The sequence below is a fragment of the Mucilaginibacter sp. NFR10 genome (assembly GCF_900100445.1).
In the GTDB taxonomy this organism is placed as follows: Bacteria; Bacteroidota; Bacteroidia; order Sphingobacteriales; family Sphingobacteriaceae; genus Mucilaginibacter; species Mucilaginibacter rubeus.
Map to the genome: position 1 here is coordinate 175,884 of NZ_FMTV01000002.1, position 24,229 is coordinate 200,112.

Annotated in this window: 27 protein-coding genes; 9 read left to right on the plus strand and 18 right to left on the minus strand. The window is 42.6% G+C overall.

What is annotated here, in order from left to right; translation table 11 throughout:
- Position 1 precedes the first annotated feature (1 nt).
- The 4 genes from hisD to BLP33_RS08630 all read right to left on the minus strand — a co-directional run bounded on the left by hisD (position 2) and on the right by BLP33_RS08630 (position 5,043).
- A complete protein-coding gene (hisD, locus tag BLP33_RS08615) occupies positions 2-1,288 on the minus strand; it encodes a histidinol dehydrogenase (protein ID WP_090526582.1) in 1,287 nt (428 codons plus the stop codon).
- Between the two features lie 82 nt (positions 1,289-1,370).
- Positions 1,371-2,222 (minus strand): ATP phosphoribosyltransferase, encoded by an 852-nt coding sequence (gene hisG / locus BLP33_RS08620; RefSeq protein WP_090526584.1) that lies wholly within the window; start codon positions 2,220-2,222, stop codon positions 1,371-1,373.
- Positions 2,223-2,855: 633 nt separating this feature from the next.
- Complete coding sequence (locus BLP33_RS08625) at positions 2,856-4,376, minus strand: hypothetical protein (RefSeq protein ID WP_090526586.1); 1,521 nt, start codon at positions 4,374-4,376, stop codon at positions 2,856-2,858.
- Between the two features lie 175 nt (positions 4,377-4,551).
- Positions 4,552-5,043: a D-glycero-alpha-D-manno-heptose-1,7-bisphosphate 7-phosphatase gene (locus tag BLP33_RS08630; RefSeq protein ID WP_090526588.1), complete on the minus strand. Its 492-nt coding sequence runs from the start codon at positions 5,041-5,043 to the stop codon at positions 4,552-4,554.
- A 396-nt stretch (positions 5,044-5,439) separates the two neighbouring features.
- On the opposite strand from BLP33_RS08630, the gene BLP33_RS08635 reads away from it, so the two are divergent.
- Positions 5,440-5,769, plus strand: coding sequence for a YbjQ family protein (locus BLP33_RS08635; RefSeq protein ID WP_090526590.1), 330 nt, complete (start codon positions 5,440-5,442; stop codon positions 5,767-5,769).
- 69 nt (positions 5,770-5,838) lie between these two features.
- Here the strand turns inward: BLP33_RS08635 and BLP33_RS08640 are convergent, their stop codons facing one another.
- A complete protein-coding gene (locus tag BLP33_RS08640; RefSeq protein ID WP_090526592.1) occupies positions 5,839-6,036 on the minus strand; it encodes a hypothetical protein in 198 nt (65 codons plus the stop codon).
- 46 nt (positions 6,037-6,082) lie between these two features.
- A complete protein-coding gene (locus tag BLP33_RS08645) occupies positions 6,083-6,568 on the minus strand; it encodes a hypothetical protein (RefSeq protein WP_090526595.1) in 486 nt (161 codons plus the stop codon).
- Between the two features lie 223 nt (positions 6,569-6,791).
- Between BLP33_RS08645 and BLP33_RS08650 the strand changes: the two genes are divergently transcribed.
- The 3 genes from BLP33_RS08650 to BLP33_RS08660 all read left to right on the plus strand — a co-directional run bounded on the left by BLP33_RS08650 (position 6,792) and on the right by BLP33_RS08660 (position 8,679).
- Positions 6,792-7,736, plus strand: coding sequence for a hydroxypyruvate isomerase family protein (locus tag BLP33_RS08650; protein WP_090527600.1), 945 nt, complete (start codon positions 6,792-6,794; stop codon positions 7,734-7,736).
- A 35-nt stretch (positions 7,737-7,771) separates the two neighbouring features.
- Positions 7,772-8,323 (plus strand): GNAT family N-acetyltransferase, encoded by a 552-nt coding sequence (locus BLP33_RS08655; protein WP_090526597.1) that lies wholly within the window; start codon positions 7,772-7,774, stop codon positions 8,321-8,323.
- Positions 8,324-8,463: 140 nt separating this feature from the next.
- Positions 8,464-8,679, plus strand: a complete 216-nt coding sequence (locus BLP33_RS08660; RefSeq protein ID WP_090526601.1) for a hypothetical protein — start codon at positions 8,464-8,466, stop codon at positions 8,677-8,679.
- 76 nt (positions 8,680-8,755) lie between these two features.
- Here the strand turns inward: BLP33_RS08660 and BLP33_RS08665 are convergent, their stop codons facing one another.
- Entirely contained in the window at positions 8,756-9,526 is a 771-nt protein-coding gene (locus tag BLP33_RS08665; protein ID WP_090526602.1) for a YdeI/OmpD-associated family protein, read from the minus strand.
- Between BLP33_RS08665 and BLP33_RS08670 the strand changes: the two genes are divergently transcribed.
- Positions 9,518-10,195, plus strand: coding sequence for a GNAT family N-acetyltransferase (locus BLP33_RS08670; protein WP_090526604.1), 678 nt, complete (start codon positions 9,518-9,520; stop codon positions 10,193-10,195). The two genes, BLP33_RS08665 and BLP33_RS08670, sit on opposite strands and share 9 nt — an antisense overlap.
- 84 nt (positions 10,196-10,279) lie before the next feature.
- On the opposite strand, the gene BLP33_RS08675 is transcribed toward BLP33_RS08670, so the two are convergent.
- Positions 10,280-10,810: an RNA methyltransferase gene (locus BLP33_RS08675; protein WP_090527603.1), complete on the minus strand. Its 531-nt coding sequence runs from the start codon at positions 10,808-10,810 to the stop codon at positions 10,280-10,282.
- Between the two features lie 113 nt (positions 10,811-10,923).
- Positions 10,924-12,090 carry a galactokinase gene (locus BLP33_RS08680; protein WP_090526606.1) on the minus strand — a complete coding sequence of 389 codons (1,167 nt, stop codon included), beginning with the start codon at positions 12,088-12,090 and terminating at the stop codon, positions 10,924-10,926.
- Positions 12,091-12,271: 181 nt separating this feature from the next.
- Here BLP33_RS08680 and BLP33_RS08685 point away from each other — a divergent pair, with 181 nt between their 5' ends.
- Complete coding sequence (locus BLP33_RS08685) at positions 12,272-12,562, plus strand: YciI family protein (protein WP_090526608.1); 291 nt, start codon at positions 12,272-12,274, stop codon at positions 12,560-12,562.
- 130 nt (positions 12,563-12,692) lie between these two features.
- Here the strand turns inward: BLP33_RS08685 and BLP33_RS08690 are convergent, their stop codons facing one another.
- From BLP33_RS08690 to BLP33_RS08720, 7 genes are all read right to left on the minus strand, one after another.
- A complete protein-coding gene (locus BLP33_RS08690) occupies positions 12,693-13,091 on the minus strand; it encodes a hypothetical protein (RefSeq protein ID WP_090526610.1) in 399 nt (132 codons plus the stop codon).
- A gap of 114 nt (positions 13,092-13,205) precedes the next feature.
- On the minus strand, positions 13,206-14,069 hold the full coding sequence (locus tag BLP33_RS08695) for an aldo/keto reductase (RefSeq protein ID WP_090526613.1): 864 nt from the start codon (positions 14,067-14,069) through the stop codon (positions 13,206-13,208).
- A 191-nt stretch (positions 14,070-14,260) separates the two neighbouring features.
- Positions 14,261-14,665, minus strand: a complete 405-nt coding sequence (locus BLP33_RS08700) for a DUF1761 domain-containing protein (RefSeq protein WP_090526616.1) — start codon at positions 14,663-14,665, stop codon at positions 14,261-14,263.
- Positions 14,666-14,838: 173 nt separating this feature from the next.
- Positions 14,839-17,562: an alpha-2-macroglobulin family protein gene (locus BLP33_RS08705; protein ID WP_090526618.1), complete on the minus strand. Its 2,724-nt coding sequence runs from the start codon at positions 17,560-17,562 to the stop codon at positions 14,839-14,841.
- A gap of 157 nt (positions 17,563-17,719) precedes the next feature.
- Positions 17,720-18,682: a hypothetical protein gene (locus BLP33_RS08710; RefSeq protein WP_090526620.1), complete on the minus strand. Its 963-nt coding sequence runs from the start codon at positions 18,680-18,682 to the stop codon at positions 17,720-17,722.
- Between the two features lie 54 nt (positions 18,683-18,736).
- Complete coding sequence (locus BLP33_RS08715; protein WP_090526622.1) at positions 18,737-19,675, minus strand: hypothetical protein; 939 nt, start codon at positions 19,673-19,675, stop codon at positions 18,737-18,739.
- Between the two features lie 73 nt (positions 19,676-19,748).
- Positions 19,749-20,690 carry a hypothetical protein gene (locus tag BLP33_RS08720; RefSeq protein WP_090526624.1) on the minus strand — a complete coding sequence of 314 codons (942 nt, stop codon included), beginning with the start codon at positions 20,688-20,690 and terminating at the stop codon, positions 19,749-19,751.
- A 96-nt stretch (positions 20,691-20,786) separates the two neighbouring features.
- On the opposite strand from BLP33_RS08720, the gene BLP33_RS08725 reads away from it, so the two are divergent.
- On the plus strand, positions 20,787-21,254 hold the full coding sequence (locus tag BLP33_RS08725; RefSeq protein ID WP_090526626.1) for a CYTH domain-containing protein: 468 nt from the start codon (positions 20,787-20,789) through the stop codon (positions 21,252-21,254).
- A 7-nt stretch (positions 21,255-21,261) separates the two neighbouring features.
- Here BLP33_RS08725 and BLP33_RS08730 read toward each other — a convergent pair whose 3' ends face one another.
- Positions 21,262-21,555 carry a hypothetical protein gene (locus BLP33_RS08730; RefSeq protein ID WP_139159960.1) on the minus strand — a complete coding sequence of 98 codons (294 nt, stop codon included), beginning with the start codon at positions 21,553-21,555 and terminating at the stop codon, positions 21,262-21,264.
- Positions 21,556-21,886: 331 nt separating this feature from the next.
- Here BLP33_RS08730 and BLP33_RS08735 point away from each other — a divergent pair, with 331 nt between their 5' ends.
- Together BLP33_RS08735 and BLP33_RS08740 are read left to right on the plus strand one after the other, a co-directional pair.
- Positions 21,887-22,222 carry an ArsR/SmtB family transcription factor gene (locus BLP33_RS08735; protein ID WP_090526630.1) on the plus strand — a complete coding sequence of 112 codons (336 nt, stop codon included), beginning with the start codon at positions 21,887-21,889 and terminating at the stop codon, positions 22,220-22,222.
- A complete protein-coding gene (locus tag BLP33_RS08740) occupies positions 22,219-22,644 on the plus strand; it encodes an SRPBCC family protein (RefSeq protein ID WP_090526632.1) in 426 nt (141 codons plus the stop codon). The genes BLP33_RS08735 and BLP33_RS08740 overlap by 4 nt, the downstream gene beginning before the upstream one ends.
- Before the next feature lie 106 nt (positions 22,645-22,750).
- Here the strand turns inward: BLP33_RS08740 and BLP33_RS08745 are convergent, their stop codons facing one another.
- Positions 22,751-24,229 (minus strand): glutamate synthase subunit beta, encoded by a 1,479-nt coding sequence (locus BLP33_RS08745; protein WP_090526634.1) that lies wholly within the window; start codon positions 24,227-24,229, stop codon positions 22,751-22,753.

The window sequence follows — 24,229 nt, forward strand, 5'->3', positions numbered from 1 at the left end:
ATCAACTATTGTTTCTGACACTCACAGCATTCCTGTGTGCATGTAAACCCTCCAATTCGGCCAAAACTTCAACTGTTGGACCGATGTTTTGGATCCCTTCGCGAGTGATATGCTGAAACGTGATCTTTTTCACAAACGAATCAACTGACACACCCGAATAAGCCCTTGCATAACTGCTGGTTGGCAGGGTATGGTTGGTTCCTGATGCATAGTCACCTGCGCTTTCTGGTGTTAAGTTTCCTAAAAATACTGAACCCGCATTGATGATGTCTCCGGTGATCTGTTCCCAACTGTCGGTTGCCAGGATCAGGTGCTCAGGAGCATATTGATTGCTGAAACTCATTGCTTCGTTCAGGTTATCAGTGATCACCACATATGAATTATCGATGGCCATTTTGGCTATCTCCCCACGGGGCAATACAGGCAGTTGTTTTTCAACTTCGGCAATGGCTTTTTCGGCAACATCAACGGAGGTACAAACCAATACAGCCTGGCTGTCGATGCCATGCTCGGCCTGGGCCAGCAGATCGGCTGCAATGTATGCCGGAATAGCCGTTTCATCTGCAATAACCAATACTTCCGACGGGCCCGCAGGCATATCAATTGCCGTTGTGGTGGTTGACTGGATAATGGTTTTAGCTTTGGTTACAAACTGGTTGCCGGGCCCGAAGATCTTATCTACCTTAGGGATGCTTGCAGTTCCGTAAGCCATTGCCGCCACAGCCTGCGAACCACCTGCCAGGTAGATCTTATCGATCCCCAGCATCAGCGCTACATAAGCTATAAAGGCATTTACCCTACCGTTTTTTTGCGGGGGTGAGCAAACTACTATTTCATGGCAACCGGCAATACATGCCGGGATTCCCAGCATCAAAAACGTACTTGGCAATACAGCAGAGCCACCGGGGATATACAAGCCTACTTTTTCAATCGGCCTTAATTCGCGCCAGCAGGTTACGCCGGGCATGGTTTCAACTTTGTCCTCGGTTTTTAGCTGCGTTTGGTGAAACTTGTAAATGTTGTTATACGCTGTTTCCAACGCTGCTTTCTGATCGGCAGATATGGCTTTGGCAATTTCTTCCAGTTCGGCTCTATCGAGGTAAAGCTTGTTCAGCTCCACCTTGTCAAACTTTAAAGCATAATCAAGCAGGGCCTTGTCGCCATGCTGCTGCACGTTGGCAATCACATCTTCAACAATAGTCCTGATCTCATTGGCCGGGTCAACATTACGCTGAACCAGCTTCTGGATATCGGATGCAGTAAGTTCTGAATAATTGTATGTCTTCATTCCAGTTTGCAGTTATCAGTTTGCAGTTTGCAACAATCAGCAATTTACCATAGTGCAAACTGCCAACAGCCACTGCCAACTACTATAAAATGATCTTCTCAATAGGCATTACTACAATGCCTTGCGCGCCGGCCTGTTTAAGCTGGCTTATACGGTTCCAAAAATCACGTTCGGGAATTACAGTGTGTACTGCTACCCAGCCATCTTCGGCCAATGGTACTACCGACGGGCTTTTTACGCCCGGCAATAAAGCAATAACGGCATCGAGGTTTTTTTTCTCAACGTTAAGTACCACGTATTTAGTTTCTTTAGCGCGTAAAACTGATTGAATACGCTGGATCAGTTCCTGCACAAGGTCGCTTTCGGCAATGGCCTTGCTGCCTATCAGTACCGCTTCAGATGACATTACATCGGCAAAAGGTTTCAGTCCGTTGCTTTTAAGGGTACCGCCTGTTGATACCAAATCGCAAATGGCGTCGCTAAGACCTAAGCCTGGTGATATTTCAACCGAACCGGAAATGGTGCGGATATCTGAAGTAATATTTTGTTGTTTTAAAAACTTGCCTAAAATGGCAGGGTAGGTGGTAGCAATTGCTTTGCCGTGTAAATCGGCCAGTGAGTTGATATCGCTGTTGTTGGGCACTGCTATCTTGAGCGAGCATTTACCAAAACCAAGGCGCTGCAGATAGCTTACTTCAACTTCGGTTTCCTGGATCACATTTTCGCCTACGATACCTAAATCGGCAATACCATCCTGCACATATTCAGGGATATCATCATCACGGAGGAAAAGGATCTCTAAAGGGAAATTGGATACCGGAGAGATAAGCGAGCTTTTGTAGTTTTCAAAGTTTAAGCCGCAATTTTTTAATAATTCAACAGATTTTTCGTTGAGCCTACCCGATTTTTGGATAGCTATTTTAAGTGTTTTCAAAAGATTGAATTTAAGAGACTATGATAAAAAAGAATATAAACGGAGGTTGTTATTTCGCGTAGAAACATACATATTAGCTGATCACCACATGGTGGTGATGCAGATGAAGATGATGTAGTGCGATACCGTTCATTTTTTATATAGTAAAACTATAGATTAGCGGTGCAAATATAGACAGATGTTTTTTAAATCAAAATTTAATGTAAAAAAGTATACGGGTGCGTGAAATTTTCAAGAAGTTTTATGTCCGATTGAACGAGCTTTTAGAATTTAATTTTGTTAACCTTTGCCGTTGTTGGTGACAACAGCAATCGCTGATTGCAATGAGAGGGGGTTAACAGGGTTAACATAAATTTGAATATTCGGAATTAAGTTACTAGCTGTCAATTACTTGATTTAGATAGGGGGTTACGGCAAAAGATTTGTTAAAATATTAAACTTGTGGTCAGCTTGTCATCACTTTTGCCGTTGTTGGTGTTGTCACCTACAACTTTTACGCTATGCATAGCGGCCTTATAGGTTCATAAAAAGATACGGGAACAAGTTGTTGGTGACAACACCAACAATGGCGGGAGCGTGTCATCACCAATAACGGTGGGAATGGAATTCATGGTAATCCTAAAATCCTATAAATCATGGTTCAGACTTATATTCATAAATCGCCCCTTCTTCGCCAAAATCCTTGATCTTTTTAAGGTTTTTAACTTTTTGAATATCCTTCAGGTTGATCAGTTCAGGGTTCTCCAATACATTAAACCAAATAAGATAATAATGTTTCACCTTATAAAACTTATCGATATCCTTAGTAAAGAAACGGTGCGGCACCAGGTATGATGACATGCCCGAGAAAAAGTAAACGGCTTCATGCGCGTCGGTATAGATTTTGACGCCGGGTTTAAACAGGCTGTGGTCTGTACCCCTTAAATAGGCTGCAAATTCCGAATCTATCCAGCTTTCGTCGGTATAGCCGGGGTTACCGTATTCGTCGGCTACCTGGTCGTTGTACCGGGCTTTATCTATCAAAAATTCGCTGGTGATAAAACCCAGCATCAGCATAATCATTACAGCACCGATAATGCGCCGGGTAGTGGTATTGTTTATTTTTTTCAGCAGGAGCAAAGCCCAACTGGTATATCCCCATAAAGCCGAAATGTACAATGGCGATAACAGGCGGTGATTGATCCGTTCATACCTTGAGAAAGTAGATGAGAGCACAATAAAAGCCCCGTAAACCAATGCGAAAGTAATGGCCAAATTTTCAAAGCTATCCAGCTTGCGGCGATAATAATTAAATGCCGGGGCAGCGATAAAGCCCAGGAAAATAATAATAGCTATAGGTGTAGCAGCCCAGTATTGATTGGGAGTGAGACCCATCCAGTCGCACATTACGGTGCCGAAGTAATACAGGTTTTTGCTAAACGGAGTGATAGATGGCTCCCGCGGACCGGTTGTTGTACCTGTCACAAAAGCATTGAATACGAGGTTACTTACCAATAGCGAGATACAAATTAGCCCGTAAACAATGATATGGGTAATCTTCTTTTTAAGGGGCAATACCCTGTCCAATAGCAAAAGTAAACCGCCTGTACCTACAATGGTAACTGCCGCGTACCTGGTTATGCAACTTATTGCTGCTATAACGGCTGCCACTATAAGTGCTTTAAGCGTGTGTTTTAAAAGGTATTCGCGGAAAGCAACCAAAAAAAACAGGATCTCAAGAATGAACAAGGTCTCCGACCATAAGTATGAATATACCTGTAACAACGGTGGACTGAGGATAATTGCCGCCAGCATCAGCCATTTATAAATTCTTGAGGCAGGTACAAAGTGTTCCATGATCCAGCCGCTGGTGAAAATGAGTGTGGCGAACATGATGCCATTCAACATTGCGCCAAACTTAACAGGATCTATCTGGGTGATAACTGAAATTATACCAAGATAAATAGGATAGAAAACCGGAAAGTCAACAATAGGTACATGGTTAAACGTTAGCAGGGTACCGTGGTCTTTAAAGCTCCTGGCCGCGCTGGTATACATGATACTATCCGGAGAAACTCCTACACCGCTATACCTGAAAAACAAGCTTAATATAAACCAGCCGATTAAGGCGGCTATTACAGCATCAAGGTTTTTTAAGTAGCGGCTTTTTTGCATAGGATAATATAAATATTTGTAAAAAGCAGGAGAGAAGAAAATGTTTTAGGGAAAGGGCTTTATTTTTATGTCATTGCGAGGAGGAACGACGAAGCAATCTCGTAGCCAAGCAGATCGGAAATGCATTGGCTACGAGATTGCCGCGCTACGCTCGCAATGACATATGTTTTTGCTTTTACAGTATCAGATCCAGCACCGTACTGATCGGCTGGTCGCTGTCAATCAGGATGCCTTTTACCCCGGCAGCAGTTCCCGCTTCAACATCGCGTTCACGGTCGCCTATAAAGTAAGATTTTGACGGATCAATGTTATATTTAGCTATGCCTTGCAGCAGGAGCCCCGGTTTTGGTTTGCGGCAATCGCAGTCGCCGGTAAAGTTGGGGTGATGCGGGCAGTAAAAAAAGTCGGTAAGTTCAACGCCGTGTTCATGATAAACCTGTTTCAGGTGAGCGTGCATTTTTGCCAGTTCCTCTTCGGTATACCAGCCTTTGGCCAAACCACCCTGGTTGGTAGCAACAAGCAGCATATAGCCGCGATCCTGCAGGGTTTTAAGGGCATCAAAGTTATCAAGTACATGGAAATCCTCAAAACGGCGAACGTAATCACCCATTTCCTGGTTTAACACACCATCACGATCTAAAAAAACAGCTTTAATTTTATCAGGCATCTATTTTAATTTTTTGGCGAAGGTACGTTTTTTAGTCCATAGTCGATGGTCTATAGACCATGGTTTATAGTTCATAGATCATGGTTGGTGGTTTAAGGAGCATGGGTAGTTTGCTTCGATTACTTAAATTGAAAACGGAGTTTGCGTTGGTTAATAGCGGATACCGGCTATGTTTCTGACCTGGATTAAACGGATTTTAGGATTTGCTCTTAATTCAGATATCATTAGCGATTGTATATGCAAAGAAACTAATCTCTAACCTCCAGCCACTAATCTCTGATCACAACCATTGATCTCAAAAAATAAAAACAGATATTTACGTAATATCGTTAACCATACTACATCTAAATAAAAATCAGGCCGGTTAAATTGCTGGCTAACAAACTTAAACTAAAAATGGATACATCACTTATTACTACCAGTACAGCCTTAGATGGCTACAGGGTTACCAGGCATTTAGGCGTTGTACGCGGCATTACGGTGCGCAGCCGCAGCGCCTTGGGCAATATTGCCGGCGGTTTTCAATCGCTGTTTGGCGGCAGGCTTTCAATTTATGTTGAACTGTGCGAAAACGCACGCGAAGAGGCTTACCAGCTTTTAATTCAGCACGCGCAGGCTATTGGTGCCAATGCCATTATTAACATGCGTTATGATGCCAACGAAGTAATGCAGGGCGTTACAGAAGTGCTTGCTTACGGTACCGCTGTCGTGGTTGAAAAGGTTTAATAAAAAAGGAAAAACCACCCTGGTATGATTTTAGGGTGGTTTTTCTGTTTTATAGAGTACTGCTTTACTTTATTTAAAATATGAAAGTGGGATGGTTTTCCACATGCCGTGGGCAAGGTGGCCTATCAACAGCTCATATATCAGGTAAACAGGCCAAAATATGTAATGGATAATAAGTAAAATAACACTGTGATTGTAATACCAGCTTATCATTAAACTATATAATCCTAAAACAAGATATAGTATACTGGTTTCGCGCTTTTCCATTTTCTTGACCTTTTATTTTTTAGCTAATTTATAAATTGCGTTTAAATTAACGGCAATTTTTCATGCTGTAAATTACTGTATAATCAGCTGTGCTGTTGGTTTGTTGCTTGCCGGTTTTGGGATCGTACCTGTAAGGCTTTTGGGCAAGCTGGTTACCCCTTAGCTGAAACTCTACGCTCAGCGTATCCGTGCGGCCTTCCTGCCCGTAAGTCCATAAGGCTTTAATAACATTGCCGTTTAAATTGCCCATCAGGCTGCCTTTGCGGGCATCTTTTTCTTTGGGCAGCCAGTCCATATCGCCGGTAACTTTATTGCCGTTAATATGCAGGTTAACTTTTGTAGTATCCTGGCTGGCGGTACCTTCAGTAGTATAAAAGCAATACTCCATATTTACAGCCGGCGCGTCGGGTGCATTAGCCATGGCAGTGTCTTCCTTTTTTATTGCCGTGTCGGCATCATTTGTTGAATGATTGCCCGAGCAAGAGGCAACCGTTATTGTGATAAGGGAAACAAAGCCTAATTGAAATTTCATAACTGTGGTTAATTTTTTTGTTATGACAATTAAAATACTAAAAGGTTCAATCACTCCGGGCTACCGCCACGAAATAGTTACAATGTAACGACTATATACTATTACGGGCCGGCAAGTTTAAGGGGTTGCATAATCCGATTAATTGTGATAGTAAAAGCCTTGTGCTGTTTAATTAACTGTCACAATGACTATATTTAGCCCGCAAACCAACCCAAAAAACCTCATGAAACGCAGAAACTTTGTTCAAAGCTCGGTACTGGCCGGTGCTTCACTTTTTACCACAGGTGTTTTAAAAGCCTCCGCGCTTACCGGTTGCGCTCAACCTACAGGAGAAGTAGCTGCTGTAGCCGGCGATAAACCTTTTAACCTTAACTATGGCATTCACGACGGCATGTTTAAAAGCCATGCAGGCGATGATTTTATCGACCAGATAAAATTTGCATACGATAAAGGTTTCCGCGCTATTGAGGATAACGGGATGAGCGGCCGGCCGGTTGAGCAGCAAAAAAAGATTGGCGAGATATTAGCAAAGCTGGGCATGGCCATGGGCGTTTTTGTGCAGCCAGGCTTGGGCAACGATAGTAACATGCTGGCAACCGGCAATGCCGACCAGGTTGAAAAGTTCATCGCCTCCTGCAAGCAGGCGGTTGAGGTAGCCAAACGCATAGGCAGCAAACTGGTTACCGTGGTCCCCGGCGATTTTGCGCGGAAACTTCCTATCGGTGTGCAAACAGGCAATGTTATTGAAGCCATAAAAAAGGGAACTGCTATACTGGAGCCGCACGGAATTATTATGGTTTTGGAGCCGCTAAGCGATAATCCGGATCTGTTCCTGCGTACACCCGACCAGGCCTATGCCATCTGTAAGGCTGTGGGAAGTCCGTCATGTAAGATCCTGTATGATATGTATCACGTCCAGCGTAACCAGGGTAATATTATCCCGACACTTGATTTGGTTTACGATGAGATAGGCTATTACCAGATAGGAGATAACCCCGGCCGTAAAGAACCGGGAACCGGTGAGGTTAATTATAAAAACATATTCAAACACATTTATAATAAAGGCTATAAAGGCGTAATGGGTATGGAACATGGCACAGCCGGAACAGGAAAAGAAGGTGAGCTTGCATTAATTAAAGCATATCGCGAGGCGGACAGTTTTATTTAAAATGCCGCTAACGCAGCCGGTTATTAACATTATTTATGCTTAGTCCCAACTTTAATCCGTTTCCTGTTTTGGTAACTGAGCGCCTTATATTAAGGCGTTTTACCCGTGATGACGCTGCCGATTTGTTTGAAATGCGATCGAACGAAACCGTGATGCAGTACATTCACCGGCCAATCAACAAAACCATTGATGACGCTGTTGCACTGATAGACGTGATAGAAGACCTGCTTGGCAAAAATGATGGTATTACCTGGTGTATCTGCCTGAAAAACAATAATAAATATATTGGGAGCATAGGTTTTTGGCGGATAGAGAAAGACAGTCACCGTGCCGAGATCGGGTACCTTTTAAACCCGGTATACCAGGGTCAGGGGCTCATGCAGGAGGCAATAACAGCCGCTATCGACTATGGTTTTAATGTGATGAAACTGCATTCTATAGGAGCTTATGTAAGTCCGGCGAATTTCGCTTCAATTAAATTATTGCTCAAAAATAAGTTTGTGCAGGAGGCTTATTTTAAGGAAGATCATTTGTATAACGGTCGTTTTGAGGATACGATGGTATATTCGTTATTAACACAAACTTAAATCTGTTAACAAATTATTTATCCCAGCTATTTTTAATTAAAAAAAAATGATGCATGTTTACGCATAGAAACCAATTATACCTGTGCTGAAAACAATTCAGTTTAAATGGGGTTAACATTAAAAAACAAAAGAAACTTATCATGGCAACAGAAAAAGGAAGTGGCATCACCGCTTATTCAGTGAAAACAAAAACTAAAAATGTACCAATGATCAATCCCGTTATCGACGTAAAATCGGGCAGATACATTGCAACAGGAACTGACAGTGAAGGTAACAAAATGGCTGCCATCATGGGCAAAGCAACTGCCGAAGAGCATATCAAAAATGGTAATGCTAAAAAAGGCTCTGGCTGGTAAATAAAACTAAACATAAAAATGCCCTGTATTTGTTGAAAATGCAGGGCGCTTTTGTTTAGTAACCATTTGAAATTTTTTATTTATCCGAAGGATTCTTCTTTTTATTCTGCAGCATTTCCACCATTTTAGTTAAGCGGTCCTGGCGGGTTTTTTCCTGTTTGGCTGTAAGGATCCAAAGTACATACTCCTTTTTATGGCTGTAAGCCAGCGATTGAAAGTAGTCAAGCGTTGCCGGATGTTGCTCCAATGTTTCTTTTATGTAATCAGGGAGGGTTACTATTTTATTATCCACGTCAATATAATCGCCGTACTCATTATTTCGTACAGCCTCATTTCGTCCTTCAGAAACTTTTACAGCTTCAACCGGCCGAAAGCGCAATGCAGTCCATACTTCGTTAACAGCAGCTGATGCTACAGGCCGTAAGCCATACAGAGCAGGGGCGTCCCAGCTGCTCATCATTTCCAGATCTGTTTGGATACTTGAACTTTTTTTAGGGTAGATAATCCAGAAAACAGTATCGTCTTTAAGTAAGGGGGTGATTACCTTAAGTTCGGATGTCAGTTCTGTACTGTTGGTCACAAATAGCTGGATACCGTTAAATTCGCCTTCGGTGTTAAATACAAGGCTGGCATTATCCGGCAGGGGAGACAAGCTATCCTGGTAACCTGCGGGCGCATTTTGCAACAACCAGCGTGAATTTGGTTTGATCAGCAGTTTTTTAGCAAGGGCATTCATAGTAAGCACATTGATTATGGATAAAGCTAATGTAAGCAATAAATTAAAATTGAATGACAAGCCCAAACCCTGCTGCATGGTATTTTTAATAGCTTTGCCTTGATGGAACATGTACTTGACAACCCGGCCTGGAACGCCCTTAGCACCGGTAATAAAGCTTTTGCGGGCGGTAATGATATAGCTAAATATTTCCCGAAGGAGGTTTCGCCTTTTGTTGCTATTCCCGAAATATCTGCGGAAAATTTCAACCTGCTTTACGATACCATTCCTTTTGAAAGCCACTTTATATTTATTGCACCACATGATGTTGTAATCCCGGAGCAGTGGAACATAGTACATTATCTGAAGTGTCTGCAGATGGTTTTTGAGGGAGAGGTGCCTGCTGGTTTTGCTGATGACGATCTGTTGCCGCTTACAGAGCAACATGTACCCCAAATGATTGAACTTACTCAACTAACCAATCCTGGCCCCTTTATAGAGCGAACTATTGAGTTTGGACATTATCACGGCATATTTGATAGAGATAAGTTGGTTGCTATGGCCGGCCAGCGCTTAAACCCTGCACCCTATGCCGAGATCAGCGCAGTTTGTACACACCCCGATTATCTGGGGCGTGGTTATGCAGGCAAATTATTGTTAAACCAGGCTAAGCGGATCAAAGCAGCTTCTGAAATTCCATTTCTGCATGTGAAATCTGAAAATGAAAGGGCCATTAAAGTGTATGAAAAGCTCGGTTTTGTAACGAGGAAGGAAATGTCGTTTTATGTGTTGAGGAAGTAACCCCCTCTAAATCTCCCCCGAGGGGGGAGACTTTAAGAAGCAATTTTTTAAGCCCTCTCCTTTGGAGAGGGTTTGGGTGAGGTTCTATATCGCCATCTTAGCAAAAAAATCCCAAAGCACGATGCCTGCCGATACTACAATATTAAACGAATGTTTGGTGCCAAACTGGGGGATCTCGATACAAGAGTCAATTACCTGCATCACTTCATCGCTTACGCCGTTTACCTCGTTGCCAAAAATCAGGGCATATTTGCCATCGTCGGCAGGTTTAAACTCGTGAAGCATGGTGCTGTTTTCGGCTTGTTCAATGGCTATGATTTGGTAGCCATCGTTACGTAATTGTTCAACAGCCTGCAAAGGAGTTTCGTAATAAGTCCAGTTTACTGATTGGGTTGCGCCAAGGGCTGTTTTTTCAATTTCGCGGTGAGGGGGCTGGGCTGTAATACCGCAAAGGCAAATCTGTTCAACCGCAAAACCGTCAGAGGTGCGGAAAATAGAGCCAATATTGTGCATACTCCGCACGTTATCCAGCACCACGGCTACCGGCAATTTATCCTGTGCTTTAAATTCATCAACCGTAGCCCGGTTCAGCTCATCCAATTTTAATTTGCGCATACTCTTTAGTTCATGGTTCATAGACCGTAGTTCATAGCCAATATTTGTTTAATAACAGGCTATGAACCATGAACTATCAACTATTAACCAAGTGCAAAAATACAAAAAAGCGGTTAGTTAGTTACTGAAGCCAGTTCGCCTACACCATCGCCAATAAGCGAGCTATAAACTGAAGGTGCATAGCCAATTTTTTGCGTATAGTATTCGGTTATTTCTTTGCTGAAATTATCAAACGCGTCACCTTTTACCAGGGCAATGGCGCAACCGCCAAAACCTGCTCCCGTCATACGGGCGCCTGCAACATCAGGGTTGGTTTTGCTGTATTCGGCAACAGCGTCCAGTTCAACACCGCTTACTTCGTACAAATCGCGCAGGGAATCATGTGAGGCGTACATCAGCCTGCCAAACTCGGTCAGGTTGTTATCTGCAAGGGCCGTTGCGGCCAGTTTTACACGGTCATTTTCTTCAATTACGTGTTTTGCGCGTTTCAACACAACCGGATCGGTTATCAGGTGTTTGTATTGTTCAAAAGTAGTGCTATTGATCTCGCAAAGATATTTAATGTCCAGTTGCTGTTGCAGGGCCATTAGGGCTGCCTGGCACTCTTCTACGCGTTCGTTGTATTTTGATTCGGCCAGTTTGCGGGGTTTATTTGTGTTGATAATGGCAAGTACATAATCGCCAAGATTACTGTCAACCGCCTGGTAATCCAGGGTATCGCAGTTAAGCATCAGGGCTTTGTTCTTTTCGCCAAAGGCAACTGCAAACTGGTCCATAATACCGCAGTTAACACCTATAAAGTTGTTTTCTACATCTTTTGACAGTTTAACCAGGTCGAGCTTGCTATAGCCGCTGTTAAACAAGTCGTTAAGTGCATAGGAGGTAACCACCTCGATAGAAGCTGATGATGACAAACCCGAGCCAATTGGGATATCGCCATAAAATAACATATCCAGGCCTTTTAACGGGTGACCATCCTTAATAAAGCGGTCAATAACACCAATAGGAAAGTTAAACCAGTTTTCGCCGGTTTTTTCATAACTGATTTGCAACGGAATATCTTTTTGCTCACTAAAATTTAAACTCCTGAAGCGGAAAACGCCATCCTCATTAGGGGAGGTTAGTAAATAAGTGCCAAAAGTAATGGCGCATGGCATAACCAAACCACCGTTATAATCAATATGTTCGCCAATAAGGTTTACACGACCGGGCGAAAAGTACGCGTTGTCTGCTTCTTTGTTAAAGATCTTAATAAATTCCTGGTGCAAATTATTCTTCATTATTCAGGTTGGTTTTTCGGGAAACAAATATTGTAAAAATTGTCAACTTTACAGTTATAAATTTAATTTAATTTTTAATTTATTTTAATGGGATAGTTTTGCAGATATTCGGACCTGATAAAAGCATGCATGCGCAAAAACTGCATGCATGTTATTTAAATACCAATTAAAATAGATACCCATGAAACAATACCTCGTTACCGCCTACGATTATACCGATGCCGAAGCATTTGAACGTCGGTTAGGTGCCCGCCCTCATCATCTTGATGGTGCCAGGGCTTTAAAAGCCAATGGTAATTTTGTGTTAGGAGGAGCTATGCTGAACGAAGAAGGCAAGATGATAGGCTCAACCATGATAGTACAGTTTGAAACCGACGAAGAGATGGAAGTCTGGAAACAAAATGATCCGTATGTTACTCAAAAAGTATGGGAAAGTGTTGATGTAAAACCCTTTAAAGTGGCAGACGTTTAACACGGTTTGCAGTCATTAGTCTGCTGTTTGCAGTTACAAAAAAACTCCGCTGTTCGAAGCCAGAGACTTCGGACAGCGAATACCACAGAATGTCAAACAGATTCACTGCAAACTGCTAACTCAAAACTGCCTACTGCTCCGCCCATCTGCTCATTTGCCAGTATCCCTGAGCATCTTTAGCATAAAAAGCAGTATAACCTTTGCCCTGCATCGTAAAATTAAAATCAAACTGATTTACCGAACTGTCATCAGGCAAAAAATTGGCGACTACATTATCAGCTACCGCGGTTATCATAGCACCGAAGTCATCCTGTACCTGTTCCTTAGCCTGGGTACTCGCCATAAAATCATTAAAAGTTTCAAACTCGTAAGCTTCGTTACGTTGTTTCCTTGCTGCGTTAAAAGCAGCTTCGGCCCATTGTTGTTTGTAGGCTTCCATGGCGTTGAGCAAGTCTTCGGCTGATATTTCCGGCAGGCCATCCTTGCCAGTAGTATTATAGCTGTTTAGTATTTCTTCTTTACTTTTCATTCAGGACTAATGTTTCATAATAGCAGCCGGTGTTCATCCTTTTCAATTTGATTCAAAATTAAAAGGATGCCAAATTAATGACATCCTTTTAATTTCAGCTCTTCAAAGTTTTATTTATGCTTCAGACAGGCTGTTCAATATATCTATATCATCATCTGACAGCTGAATATCGGCGGTTCTCATATTTTCCTCCAAATGTTTAACACTGGATGTGCCGGGGATGAGCAGGATATTTGGTGAATGATGCAATAACCAGCTTAATGCCACCTGGTGAATGGTAGCATCGTGTTTCGCAGCAATACGGCCCAACATGTCTTCGCCCTGTACATTACCGCCGCCAAGCGGAAACCATGGAATGAAGGCGATGTTATGATCGCGGGTGTATTCCAGTTCGGCCTCCCATTTGCGGTTATCAACGCTGTACATGTTTTGTACTGATACTACTTCAAAGTATTGCTGGGCAAGCTTGATATCCTCAACGCTTACTTCAGATAAGCCTATATGCCTGATCTTACCTTCCTGCTGTGCTTTTTGCAAAAACTCAAATGATTTTTCGGCAGGAACTTTAGGGTCAATGCGGTGTAGCTGGTACAGATCTATACGATCAACCTGAAGACGTTTCAGACTGCCTTCAAGAGCTTCCTTTAAATGCTCCGGCGAAGAATCTACAGGCCACTCGTTAGGGCCGGTACGCAACAAACCGCCTTTGGTACCTATCAGGAGGTCGGTTGGGTATGGATGCAGGGCTTTGGCAATTAACTCTTCCGATACATTTGGCCCATAACTATCGGCCGTATCAATGAAGTTTACGCCCAGCTCAACAGCGCGTTTCAATACACGGATGCTTTCGTCTTTATCTTTTGGCGGTCCCCAGATACCGCTGCCGGTAATCCGCATTGCGCCGTAACCTAAACGATTAATGGTAATGTCGCCACCAATGGTGAATGTCTTTTCAAATGAACTTGTTGTGCTTGCCATGGTAATGTATTTTGGATTGACTACTGTAAAGTTCAACTAAAAAGTACCGGTATTGTTCATGGATTATATAACATCAATGTCATTTTGAACCTACATTAATTGCACTAATGGGTGTGAACGAATTACACGAATTAAAGCTTGATGACTATTTGTGCAATTCGCATAAATTCGTTTTCTATTAGTGAACCATCTTATCTCCAGGCACCTAATATTAAGCCCATCAGGGTTAGGGATACCACGCTGTAACCGCCGTTTATGAAGATCAGCCGCCAGCTTTTGAGCTCAAACAGGCTGTGAATAGCGATAGCGCAAAACGTCCAGATGCCCGCAAGAAAACCCGCTGTCGCTCCCCAGGCAAGATCAGTTTTTGCATCGGCTAAAAATATAGCAAGGTTTACAGCCATAATGATAGAAAAGAAGGCTGTAAAGCCGAAGGCCCTGCCTTTATTGGAAGCCTGTAATTCGGCACTGGTTAGTTTATTATCTGCCATCCATGCACTGGCAAACAGCGCAGGAGAGTACCAGATACCGCCAACTAAAAACGCGGATAATGCTGCAACCACAACGGCCAGCCAGTTGATAAGTTGAAAATTCATGATGATATGTTTAAATTAATTGGTTGTACTAATATAACTATTAATAGGTAAAAGCTGAATGCACAAGGCTTAAAGCTTTTTGAAAAAAACACTGAATAGGTATAAATGGAAAACCCCGATTGCTGCTTAAGCGATCAGGGTTTTCAAAGTATAATAACCGGGGGTGAGTTATCTTATTTTACGTTATAATGTATCACACTTCGGCCGATATTACCTTCGGCGTCAATCCCTTCAATTATAGCACGGTATGAGCCGCGCTGATCGCTGTTAAAGAAGCTGATGGTTGCAGTGCCGGTTGCTTTATCGGTAATTACGTTAGGTTTCCAATAAATAGTATTACGCAAATCGCCGCCAAGCGTGCCTGCTTTGGTTACATCATATTTAGGCGAGTAAAACTCTTTGGCTTTAGTGTAGCCCTGCACTGCAAAAGTGATCACATTTTGCTTGGGAATAAGTTCCTGTAATTGTGCAAGTGTTATCTTTTGTTTTTTAACAACCTTTTTGTTAATCACCAGTACACCCTTGGTTTGGGTACTACGGTTGATGCCGCTTACCCCATCATTTAAAAAGATCTCTACAGATTCAACCTCGCTCGATTGTATGCTTGATAAAAAGTTGGCATCAACAGGCAGGCTGCCTACATATACCTGCACAGGGGTGCGGCCGCCTGCATTGTAATCGCGGGTAACGTAAAAATTGTTGTCGATATAGGTAAGGCCCATTGCCATGGTTGATAAACAGTTTAACAACAAAGGGCAGCCCTGCAATTGTTGTGCCGATACTTCATGATCGGCCTGCATAGGTAAACCTGAGAAGGTGCCATAATCGGCATGGCTGGCTTTTTTTACGATCTTGGTTGATTTTACAACAACCTCCTTTATAGTGCGTGAGCTTTGATATTGCTTATAGCTGTTTTGTAAATAAGGACGGAAAGTACTGTCAATATTCAGGATCTCATCGGGGATGTTGTTGTTTTTGCTCAGTTTTTGATAAGCTTCGCCATTAACCGATATGACCATGTTGCGTCCGTTAGGGTTGTTGCGGGCGCTCAGGGTAATTTTTGATGTATCCGGCACATTCACGTTTGAGAATTTAAAATTGCCCGACATATCGGTAATTGTTTCTGCCGAAAAGTTTTTATCTGGAATGAGCAACCTTAAGCTGCCTTTGGCTACCGGAAGACCTGCATTGGTCCTCAATGTTCCTGTTACGTCAATGCCTTGCTCCGGCATCAGGTATATAGGCGGATTTTTGTCGGCCAGTATATCCTCATAATCAAAGCGACGGTAACCCTGGGTAAGCATCAAAATATCCAGGTTGGTCAGTTTTTCATCATCAGGTTTATTGAAATAATAGTTCGGTTTTTCGATGTATCCTTTCAGATCGGAGGTGAGCAGCATATTACTCAATATGGTTGATTCTGCATCTTCATTTGACGGTACTGTACCATCATCAACAACAGCTACCGAAAAGCTGCCTTCGGCCGGGGTTGTATTGTTTTTTGCCGATACAGTGATCTTAACGTTGCCCCTTGTAGTGTATGATGGTTTATCAGTTTTAAGGGCGAGGTTCATCTGGTCGTTATGCTGAATAAACACAATCCGCTCGCACAGAGCATACCCGCCCGATGAAAACAGCGTTACCTGCACAATACCTGTGGGGAACTTGCTTTTAGGGATATTGGCCGAATAAACTGTGCTTTGCAATACAGTTTGCGCCGCGTAGTAAATAACGCCACCGCCTTGCGCCACCAGGTAAAAGCTTTTGTTTTTTTTACGCTGAAAGAACAGGTCGTTAGCCGATATTTTTACAGTAAGATTGGTTGGGTCATTGTTGTAAACGGCAATATTTATCCCCATTGATTGTACGCGTGGCAGGTTATAGGTAGCCTGCGACCCGTCAGGGAAGGTGATGTTCGCTTTGTATGATCTTTCAAGATCCGGCGTGATGGCGAAAATTCCCATGCCTAAATGCGCGCTGCTGATCTGGGCTATTTCGGCGCCTTTATCGTCAACTATCGTTCCTTTAATGTCTACACCCAAACCGCTTGAAGCTATGGCTTTGAACGCAACTTTAGTACGGATCCCGTTGGTTAACTGCCCTCCTTCCGGAAAAAACTGCACATCATAGCCTTTAACCGCAGTGCGCATAGAAAAGCTGCTGCTGATAGTTTTACGGTCGCCAACGTCAATGGAAGTAACCAGGATACCGCCAGTAATTACATCGGCCTGGCTTTCGGGCAGGTCAACCTGCAATATGCCTTTATCGTCAGTAATACCGTGGCCTTTGCTTACAGGGTCACCATTTTTCATCAGCTGCCAGTTTACTTTTTTGTTGGCATACGGACTGTTATCCGGCCCTTTGTAAAGGATGGTAGCATCAACTTTAACGCCTGTTCTTTTGCTTGAGCTTTTATAAGTGATGTTGGTGCGTACCTGGTTATCTATGGCATTGCCAACATTAAAAGTATGATCATAAAAATAATCCGGGTCAAAATTACGCATCCAGTTGGTGTAGCTTCGCAGGCGGTAAGCTCCTTGTTTATAAGTATCTCCGTTAAGCACAATGTTACCACTTGCAAAACCGTTTGTAACTGCAATGCGCTGACTCTCAACTACAGAATCGCGGTTGTTGATCAGGTCGACATAAACAATGCGGCTCAATGCCGATGGCTGGTGCTTTTCAATGGTTACATAGGCCTTAAACCAAATGGTATCGCCAACAGCGTAATAAGGTTTATCTGTATGCAGGTAAACTTTCTCGATAGGGTAGCTGCTGTTAAACTTGCTTGTTTTTTCAATTATGGTTGTTAGCGGGATGCTATCCTGCTGGGCAAAAACAGATGCGCCAAAGGCGGTTAACAGGCTTAATAGGAGTAAAAATCGACGTATGATCATCAATATAAGTTAAAGAAGTAACAGGGGCTAATATAAACATTTAGCCGTATTGCATTTTTAGCGGCCGTTTATTTAACACTTTTTTACAAATGCTTTTTTAGCCGCTTGCGAAAGTTAAACGCTAAAAGCTATGCGCTTATACAAAATAGCACAATTGTTACTTGGCTGCAGTTTTGGCCTTGCCCTCAACATGTACCGAAACCATGCTTGAGTGGATGATGCCCAGGGTAGTACCAGGCTTTACATTAAGGTAAAATTTAAAGTAGCTGTCCACAACGGCTTTTGAGGTATGAATATAATCGGCTTCTCTTTCCTGGTCGCCGTTAAATCCGACAAGCGGGGCACCGTAGTACAAACTACCTTTATCATCAACATACATGGTGAAGGAAAAATAGAAATCCTTATAGGCATTTTTGATCACAATGTCGTAAGTAGGGTCGAGGTAGTCATCAGAGTTATCGAAATTATTAAGTATGTCCGGTTTGGTAGTGCGGCGAGATACGGTTACCAGCGGGCTATTGCTGGTTATTGTAGCCGGCTGTCTGGCTGCAAAAGCCTTGGTATAATCTGCAGTTGCTTTAGCGGCAAGCGAACGGATGAATACTGTATCGGCACGGCTTGGCCTTCTTAATGTAGCGGTATCGGTGTGCAAAACGTTTTTTACATAATTATCAGCAAAAAATCGCATGAACACCTTGGTGCCTTTAACATCAAGTGAATCCCCTTTCTGGATCAGGATCTCCATGGTGATACTGTCTTTATTGATTTGCCTTATCTTTAACCATGAGCGCGCTGCGTTGAAGATTGAATCATAGCCACGTGTTAGCGGGAAATTAATAAATGCATTTTTTGTTGGACTGAAAATGCTTATCGAATCGTCTGAAACAAATTTTAGCTTCCACTGCGGCTCCAGTTGATAACCGTATTCGTTAAACGAGAGGCCATTTTTTTGACGTCTGGATACTTCAGAGTAGTTGATGCCATTGTAAGGTTTAAAGGAGATCAACTCTCTTTTCTTGTTACCTGAAGAGCCGCTGCCGCAACCTGAAATAAAGGCAGATATAATGATGAGCAGCCCAAATGCTGCCGGTTTTAACTTTTTAAGATTGATAAGTAGCATTGCTGCTAAAGATATAGATAATTTGATAAATGGCTAAAAAATGGACCGATATCATTATAAGCCACTTTTGCCGGTAACGTTTACTGCAATCTCGCTGGTATGCACAATGCCAAGTGTACTGCCTGGCTTCACATCAAGATAAAACTTGAGGTAAGTTTCCATTACGGCTTTTGAAAGATGGGTATTGCTTACCCTTTGAGTTTCTTCGAAAAATACCCGTAGGGGTTTACCATAATGCATCCGCCCCACGGGGTCAACAAAAATTGAGAACGAATAGTAAAAGTTTGCATAGGCTTTGTCAATAGTGATGTCAAACTCGGGGCGCATATAGTCGGATGGGTTAAAATTGTTGAGCATGGTTGGCTCGGTATGGAGTTTTTTTATTTTTATCCGGTTACTGCTGCTGCTAAGCTCAACCGGTTGGCGGGCTGCAAAAGCTTTTTTAATGTTTTTATTGGCAGCTTCGGCTAACTGCTTTATATATATCGAGTCTTTGCGGTTAGGGCTTTTACATTTGCTCAAATCACCGTGAAGTGTGTTTTTAATATAATTATCGGCATAAAAAACCATATAAACCTTTGCGCCACGGGTATCAACTGAATCGCCGCGAGCTTTAAGCATTTCGATGATCATGCTATCCTTAGTCATGGTCTTAATTTTTAACCAGCTGCGGGCGGTATTAAAAACGGAATCGTATCCGCGGGTAAGCGGAAAATTGATAAATTGTTTTTTTGTCGGGCTGTAAATGCTGACTGAGTCATCGGAAACGAATTGTATTTTCCATTGCGGCTCTAATTGATAACCGGAGTTATTAAATGACAGCCCGTTATCTGATCTGCGCGCTATTTCTGTATAGCTGATACCCAATACAGGTTTAAACGAAATCAGGTCTTTTTCGCCATTGTGTTTAACAATGTTACGTTGTTTGCAGCCCATGCAAAGCAAAGCCAAAACAATGCAGGTTAATTTTGCTATAGATTTGTTAGTTATCATATAGGTATTTGTTAAATATATGACTTATTATGAACGCTAAAACGAGGAGGTTACATAACCTCGTGACTTGAATCTATACGCCCCGGTTTCCCGTAACATGAACGGCTATCTCACTGGTATGCACTATACCAAGTGTTTTACCGGGAATAAAGTTCAGGTAGTATTTAAGGTAACTGTTCATTACCGCTGTAGAGAGGTGAATATAATTTTCCTCGTAGCTTTTTTCTGTAAATACCGTAAGGGGTTTTCCATAATGTATTTGCCCGGCCGGATCAATAAACATGGAGAATGAATAGTAAAAATTGCTGTATGCTTTATCGATGGTAATATCAAACTCGGGGTTCATATAATCATAGGAAGTATCGAAGTTGTTGAGCATGGTGGGCTCTGTATGGCGTTTACTAAAAGTAACATGCGGGCTTTTGCTTTCGAGTTCAACAGGTTGTCTTGCGGCAAATGCTTTGGTAAAATCTTTATTGGCTGCATTGGTTAATGATTGTATATATACAGTATCCCTTCGGCTGGGACTTTTGCATTTGCTTAAATCGCCATGAAGTACATTGTTTATATACTTATCCGCATAAAAAACCATGTAAACTTTAGCGCCGCGAGTGTCAACCGAATCTGCATAGGCCTTGAGCAATTCAATGATCATGCTGTCTTTTGTCATGGTTTTAACTTTGAGCCAGGTGCGGGCCGTATTAAAAATAGAGTCATAACCACGGGTAAGGGGAAAATTGATGAACTGTTTTTTTGTTGGGCTATAGATACTGGTAGAATCATTTGAAACAAATCGCATTTTCCATTCCGGTTCTAACTGGTAACCAAAATGGTTAAATGATAGCCCGTTTTGTGAGCGCCGCGCAATTTCGGTATAGCTGATGCCAAAGACAGGTTTAAATGAGATCAGATCTTTTTCGCCGTCATGTTTAACAATGTTGCGGTGTTTACAGCCAAGGCAAAACAAAGTCAATACAATGCAGGTTAAATTTGTAAAAGGTTTAGCAATTAGCATATAGGTTCGATATATTATAAATATATGATATTTACCAATGCCCAAATGTTAAATAATGCTAAAATTGCAGATTGTAAGTAAATCTGATATAAACTGATGGCAATTGAAATAGAACGTAAATTTTTGGTAGATCGGGAAAAATGGCAGCTGGTAACAAAGCCTGAGGCAATGCATTTCAGGCAGGGGTATATTTTTAGTGATGAAAAGAAAACAATAAGGGTACGGGTTACTGATACCGAAGCATATATCACTATAAAAGGAAGTACAGCAGGTTTTAGCCGAAGCGAGTTTGAATATACTATTCCCGCAGCCGATGGCGTTCAGTTGCTTGATAATTTTGCCGCCTCCGAGTTGGAAAAATACCGCTATGACATCCACCACGCCGGTAAACTTTGGGAAGTTGACGAGTTTTTAGGCGATAACCAGGGTTTGTTGATGGCCGAAATTGAGCTTGGCAGCGAGGATGAAGAATTTGAGCTGCCGCCATGGGTAACAGCTGAGGTAACCGGCGATGATCGGTATTACAATGCCAGGTTAAGCGTTCATCCTTTTAAAAACTGGTAACAACTTTTCAGGCACATTCCGGTAAGCCGAGCAGATAGTCGGGTTTCGATTCGTCGTAAACAGTCTTAACATACTTGTTGCCCTTGGGACAAACAGCAGGGATCAAGCTGGTTTTATTGCCTTTGTCGTCAATAATGTAAGCCTCACCATCCTCATGTTTTATCCAGTCATAAAGTTTCGACCTTTCGGTGAGGCCTTTTACATTGATCCGCTCGTTGATCCATTCAAGTGAGTCGATGGCCACATACGGGTTATCGTGCGGTGCGCTGTCGGTTTTTATAGATACTATACGTACTGCCATTGTATTAAATTGCATTAAACATTCAGGTGGGATAAAAATATGGTAAAAAGCAATACCCCGAAATAGGTATAATCACCCAATTTTCACTACGTAAAATTACCTATGGTATAGGCGCTGCTGCTTGCTGACCATATCGCTTATTTGGCGAATAATGAAATGATTTGCGGATAGGAGTGTATTGCATATGCTTGTAAATAAGTATGTTGAAAGTAAAGTAACACCCTGTAGGTGCGTGTTGCGTCTTTTTAAGAAAATTAAAATAGATATTGCGTGACCAAATGGTTTCATTTATATTTGTAACCGAACGGTTTCATGTTTCCGTTCTGTTACTATGCGAAGAGATGTTTTCCAGGCCATTGCCGACCCAACCCGTCGTGAGATCATTAACCTGCTGGCCAACCGGCAAATGAACCTTAATGCCGTGGCCGATAATTTTGATATCAGCAGGCCGGCCGTATCCAAACACATAAAAATATTAACCGAATGCGGTTTGCTCATTATTAAGCAACAGGGGAGGGAACGCTATTGTCATGCCGATTTGAAACAGTTAAAGCAAGTTACAGACTGGGCAGAGCAATACCGCCGGTTTTGGACGCAGAAGCTGGATGCCCTCGACGCTTTTTTAACCGAACACAATACAGATAACCATAAAAACAACAAACTATGAGTACGCAACCATTTGTTATTGAAAGGATTTATGCGGCGCCTATACAAAGAGTATGGGAAGCGATTACTGTTAAGGAAAAAATGAAAGAATGGTATTTTGACCTTGCCGAGTTTAAACCCGAGGTAGGTTTTGAATTTGAATTTACGGCAGGAGATAACAATAATTTTCAATATCGTCACCTGTGCCGGGTAACTAAAGTTGTTGAAGGCAAAACTATTGCTTACACCTGGCGCTATGACGGTTACGAAGGCAATTCAGAAGTTACCTGGGAGCTTTTCCCGGAAGGGGAGGGTACCAAATTGATACTTACCCATAGCGGCCTCGAAACCTTTCCACCGCTTGATTCCTTCAAAAGAGAAAACTTTATTGCCGGATGGACACATATTACCGGTATTTCGCTTAAAGAATACCTTGAAAAGTAAACAAATAACGTAAAAACAACAAAGCCGGGCAAACGCCCGGCTTTGTTGTTTTTATGAAAAAGGAGAAAAGAAACTAACCTCTAATCTCCAACCTCTAATCACTAACTTAAAACACCTGGTCGAACTGGTTAACAGCGTCTTTACTTTCCAGCAGAGAGTGGCCCATTAAAAACTCGTCAACCTTGCGGGCAGCTTCACGGCCTTCAGATATGGCCCAAACTACTAATGATTGTCCGCGGCGCATATCGCCTGCTGTAAATACTTTGCTTACGTTGGTACGGTAAACACCTTCTTTGGCTTTAACGTTTTTACGGTCGTCAAGTTCAACCCCAAGCTGGCTGATGAAAGTATCATGTTGTGGATGTAAGAAACCCATAGCCAGGAATACACGCTGACAAGGGATTTCACGCTCCGAACCTTCAACCACATGGAATTTTACCGGACGACCCATGAAATCCTGTTCCCATTCAACATCAACTACTTTTAACGCGCGCAGGTTACCTTCTTCATCACCTAAAAATTCTAAGGTGTTAACACCCCAAAAACGGTCGGCACCTTCCTCGTGTGAGCTGGTAGTTTTCAGTACCATTGGGTAAGTAGGCCATGGCATATGCTGTGTACGCTGAGCCGGCGGCTGGAACATCACCTCAAATTGCTTGATTGATGCAGCACCCTGGCGGTTTGAAGTACCCACACAGTCTGATCCGGTGTCACCACCGCCAATTACCACTACATCTTTACCTGTAGCTATAATATCTTCGGCAGTAACTTCAATATTGCTAACACGTTTGTTTTGCTGTTTCAGGAAATCCATTGCAAAATGGATGCCTTTTAACTCACGGCCCGGAATGTTAAGGTTACGCGGGATTGTTGAACCTCCTGCTAAAATCACGGCATCGTTATTACGTACCAGTTCGTCGGCAGCTACGTTTACGCCAACCTCGCTGTTGTATTTAAATACAACGCCATCTTTTTCCATCACCTCAACACGGCGCTCAACAACCCATTTTTCCAGTTTAAAATCGGGGATGCCATAGCGAAGCAAGCCGCCTGCACGGTCATCACGTTCGTAAACGGTAACGGTGTGGCCAACTTTTACCAGTTGGGCTGCTGCGGCAAGACCCGCAGGGCCCGAACCTACAACGGCTACCTTTTTGCCCGTTTTAACAAGCGGTGCAGTTGGTTTTACAAGGTTTTTCTCATAAGCGATCTCGATGATGTGGCGCTCAATTTCCTCAATAGCAACAGGCGGCTTATTGATGCCTAACACACATGCAGATTCGCATGGAGCAGGGCAGATGCGCCCCGTAAACTCAGGGAAGTTATTAGTTGATGATAATATATGGTAAGCTTCTTCCCAGTTTTTACGATACACGGCGTCGTTAAACTCAGGAATGATATTACCAAGGGGGCATCCCGAATGGCAGAAAGGGATACCGCAATTCATACACCTGGCCGATTGCTGGTTAAGCTTCTCTTCAGTATATAAATTCACAAATTCGTTATAGTTCTTAACGCGTTCAGCAGCCGGAACTTTTGATGGAAGTTCGCGATTAAACTCCTGAAATCCTGTAGGTTTTCCCAT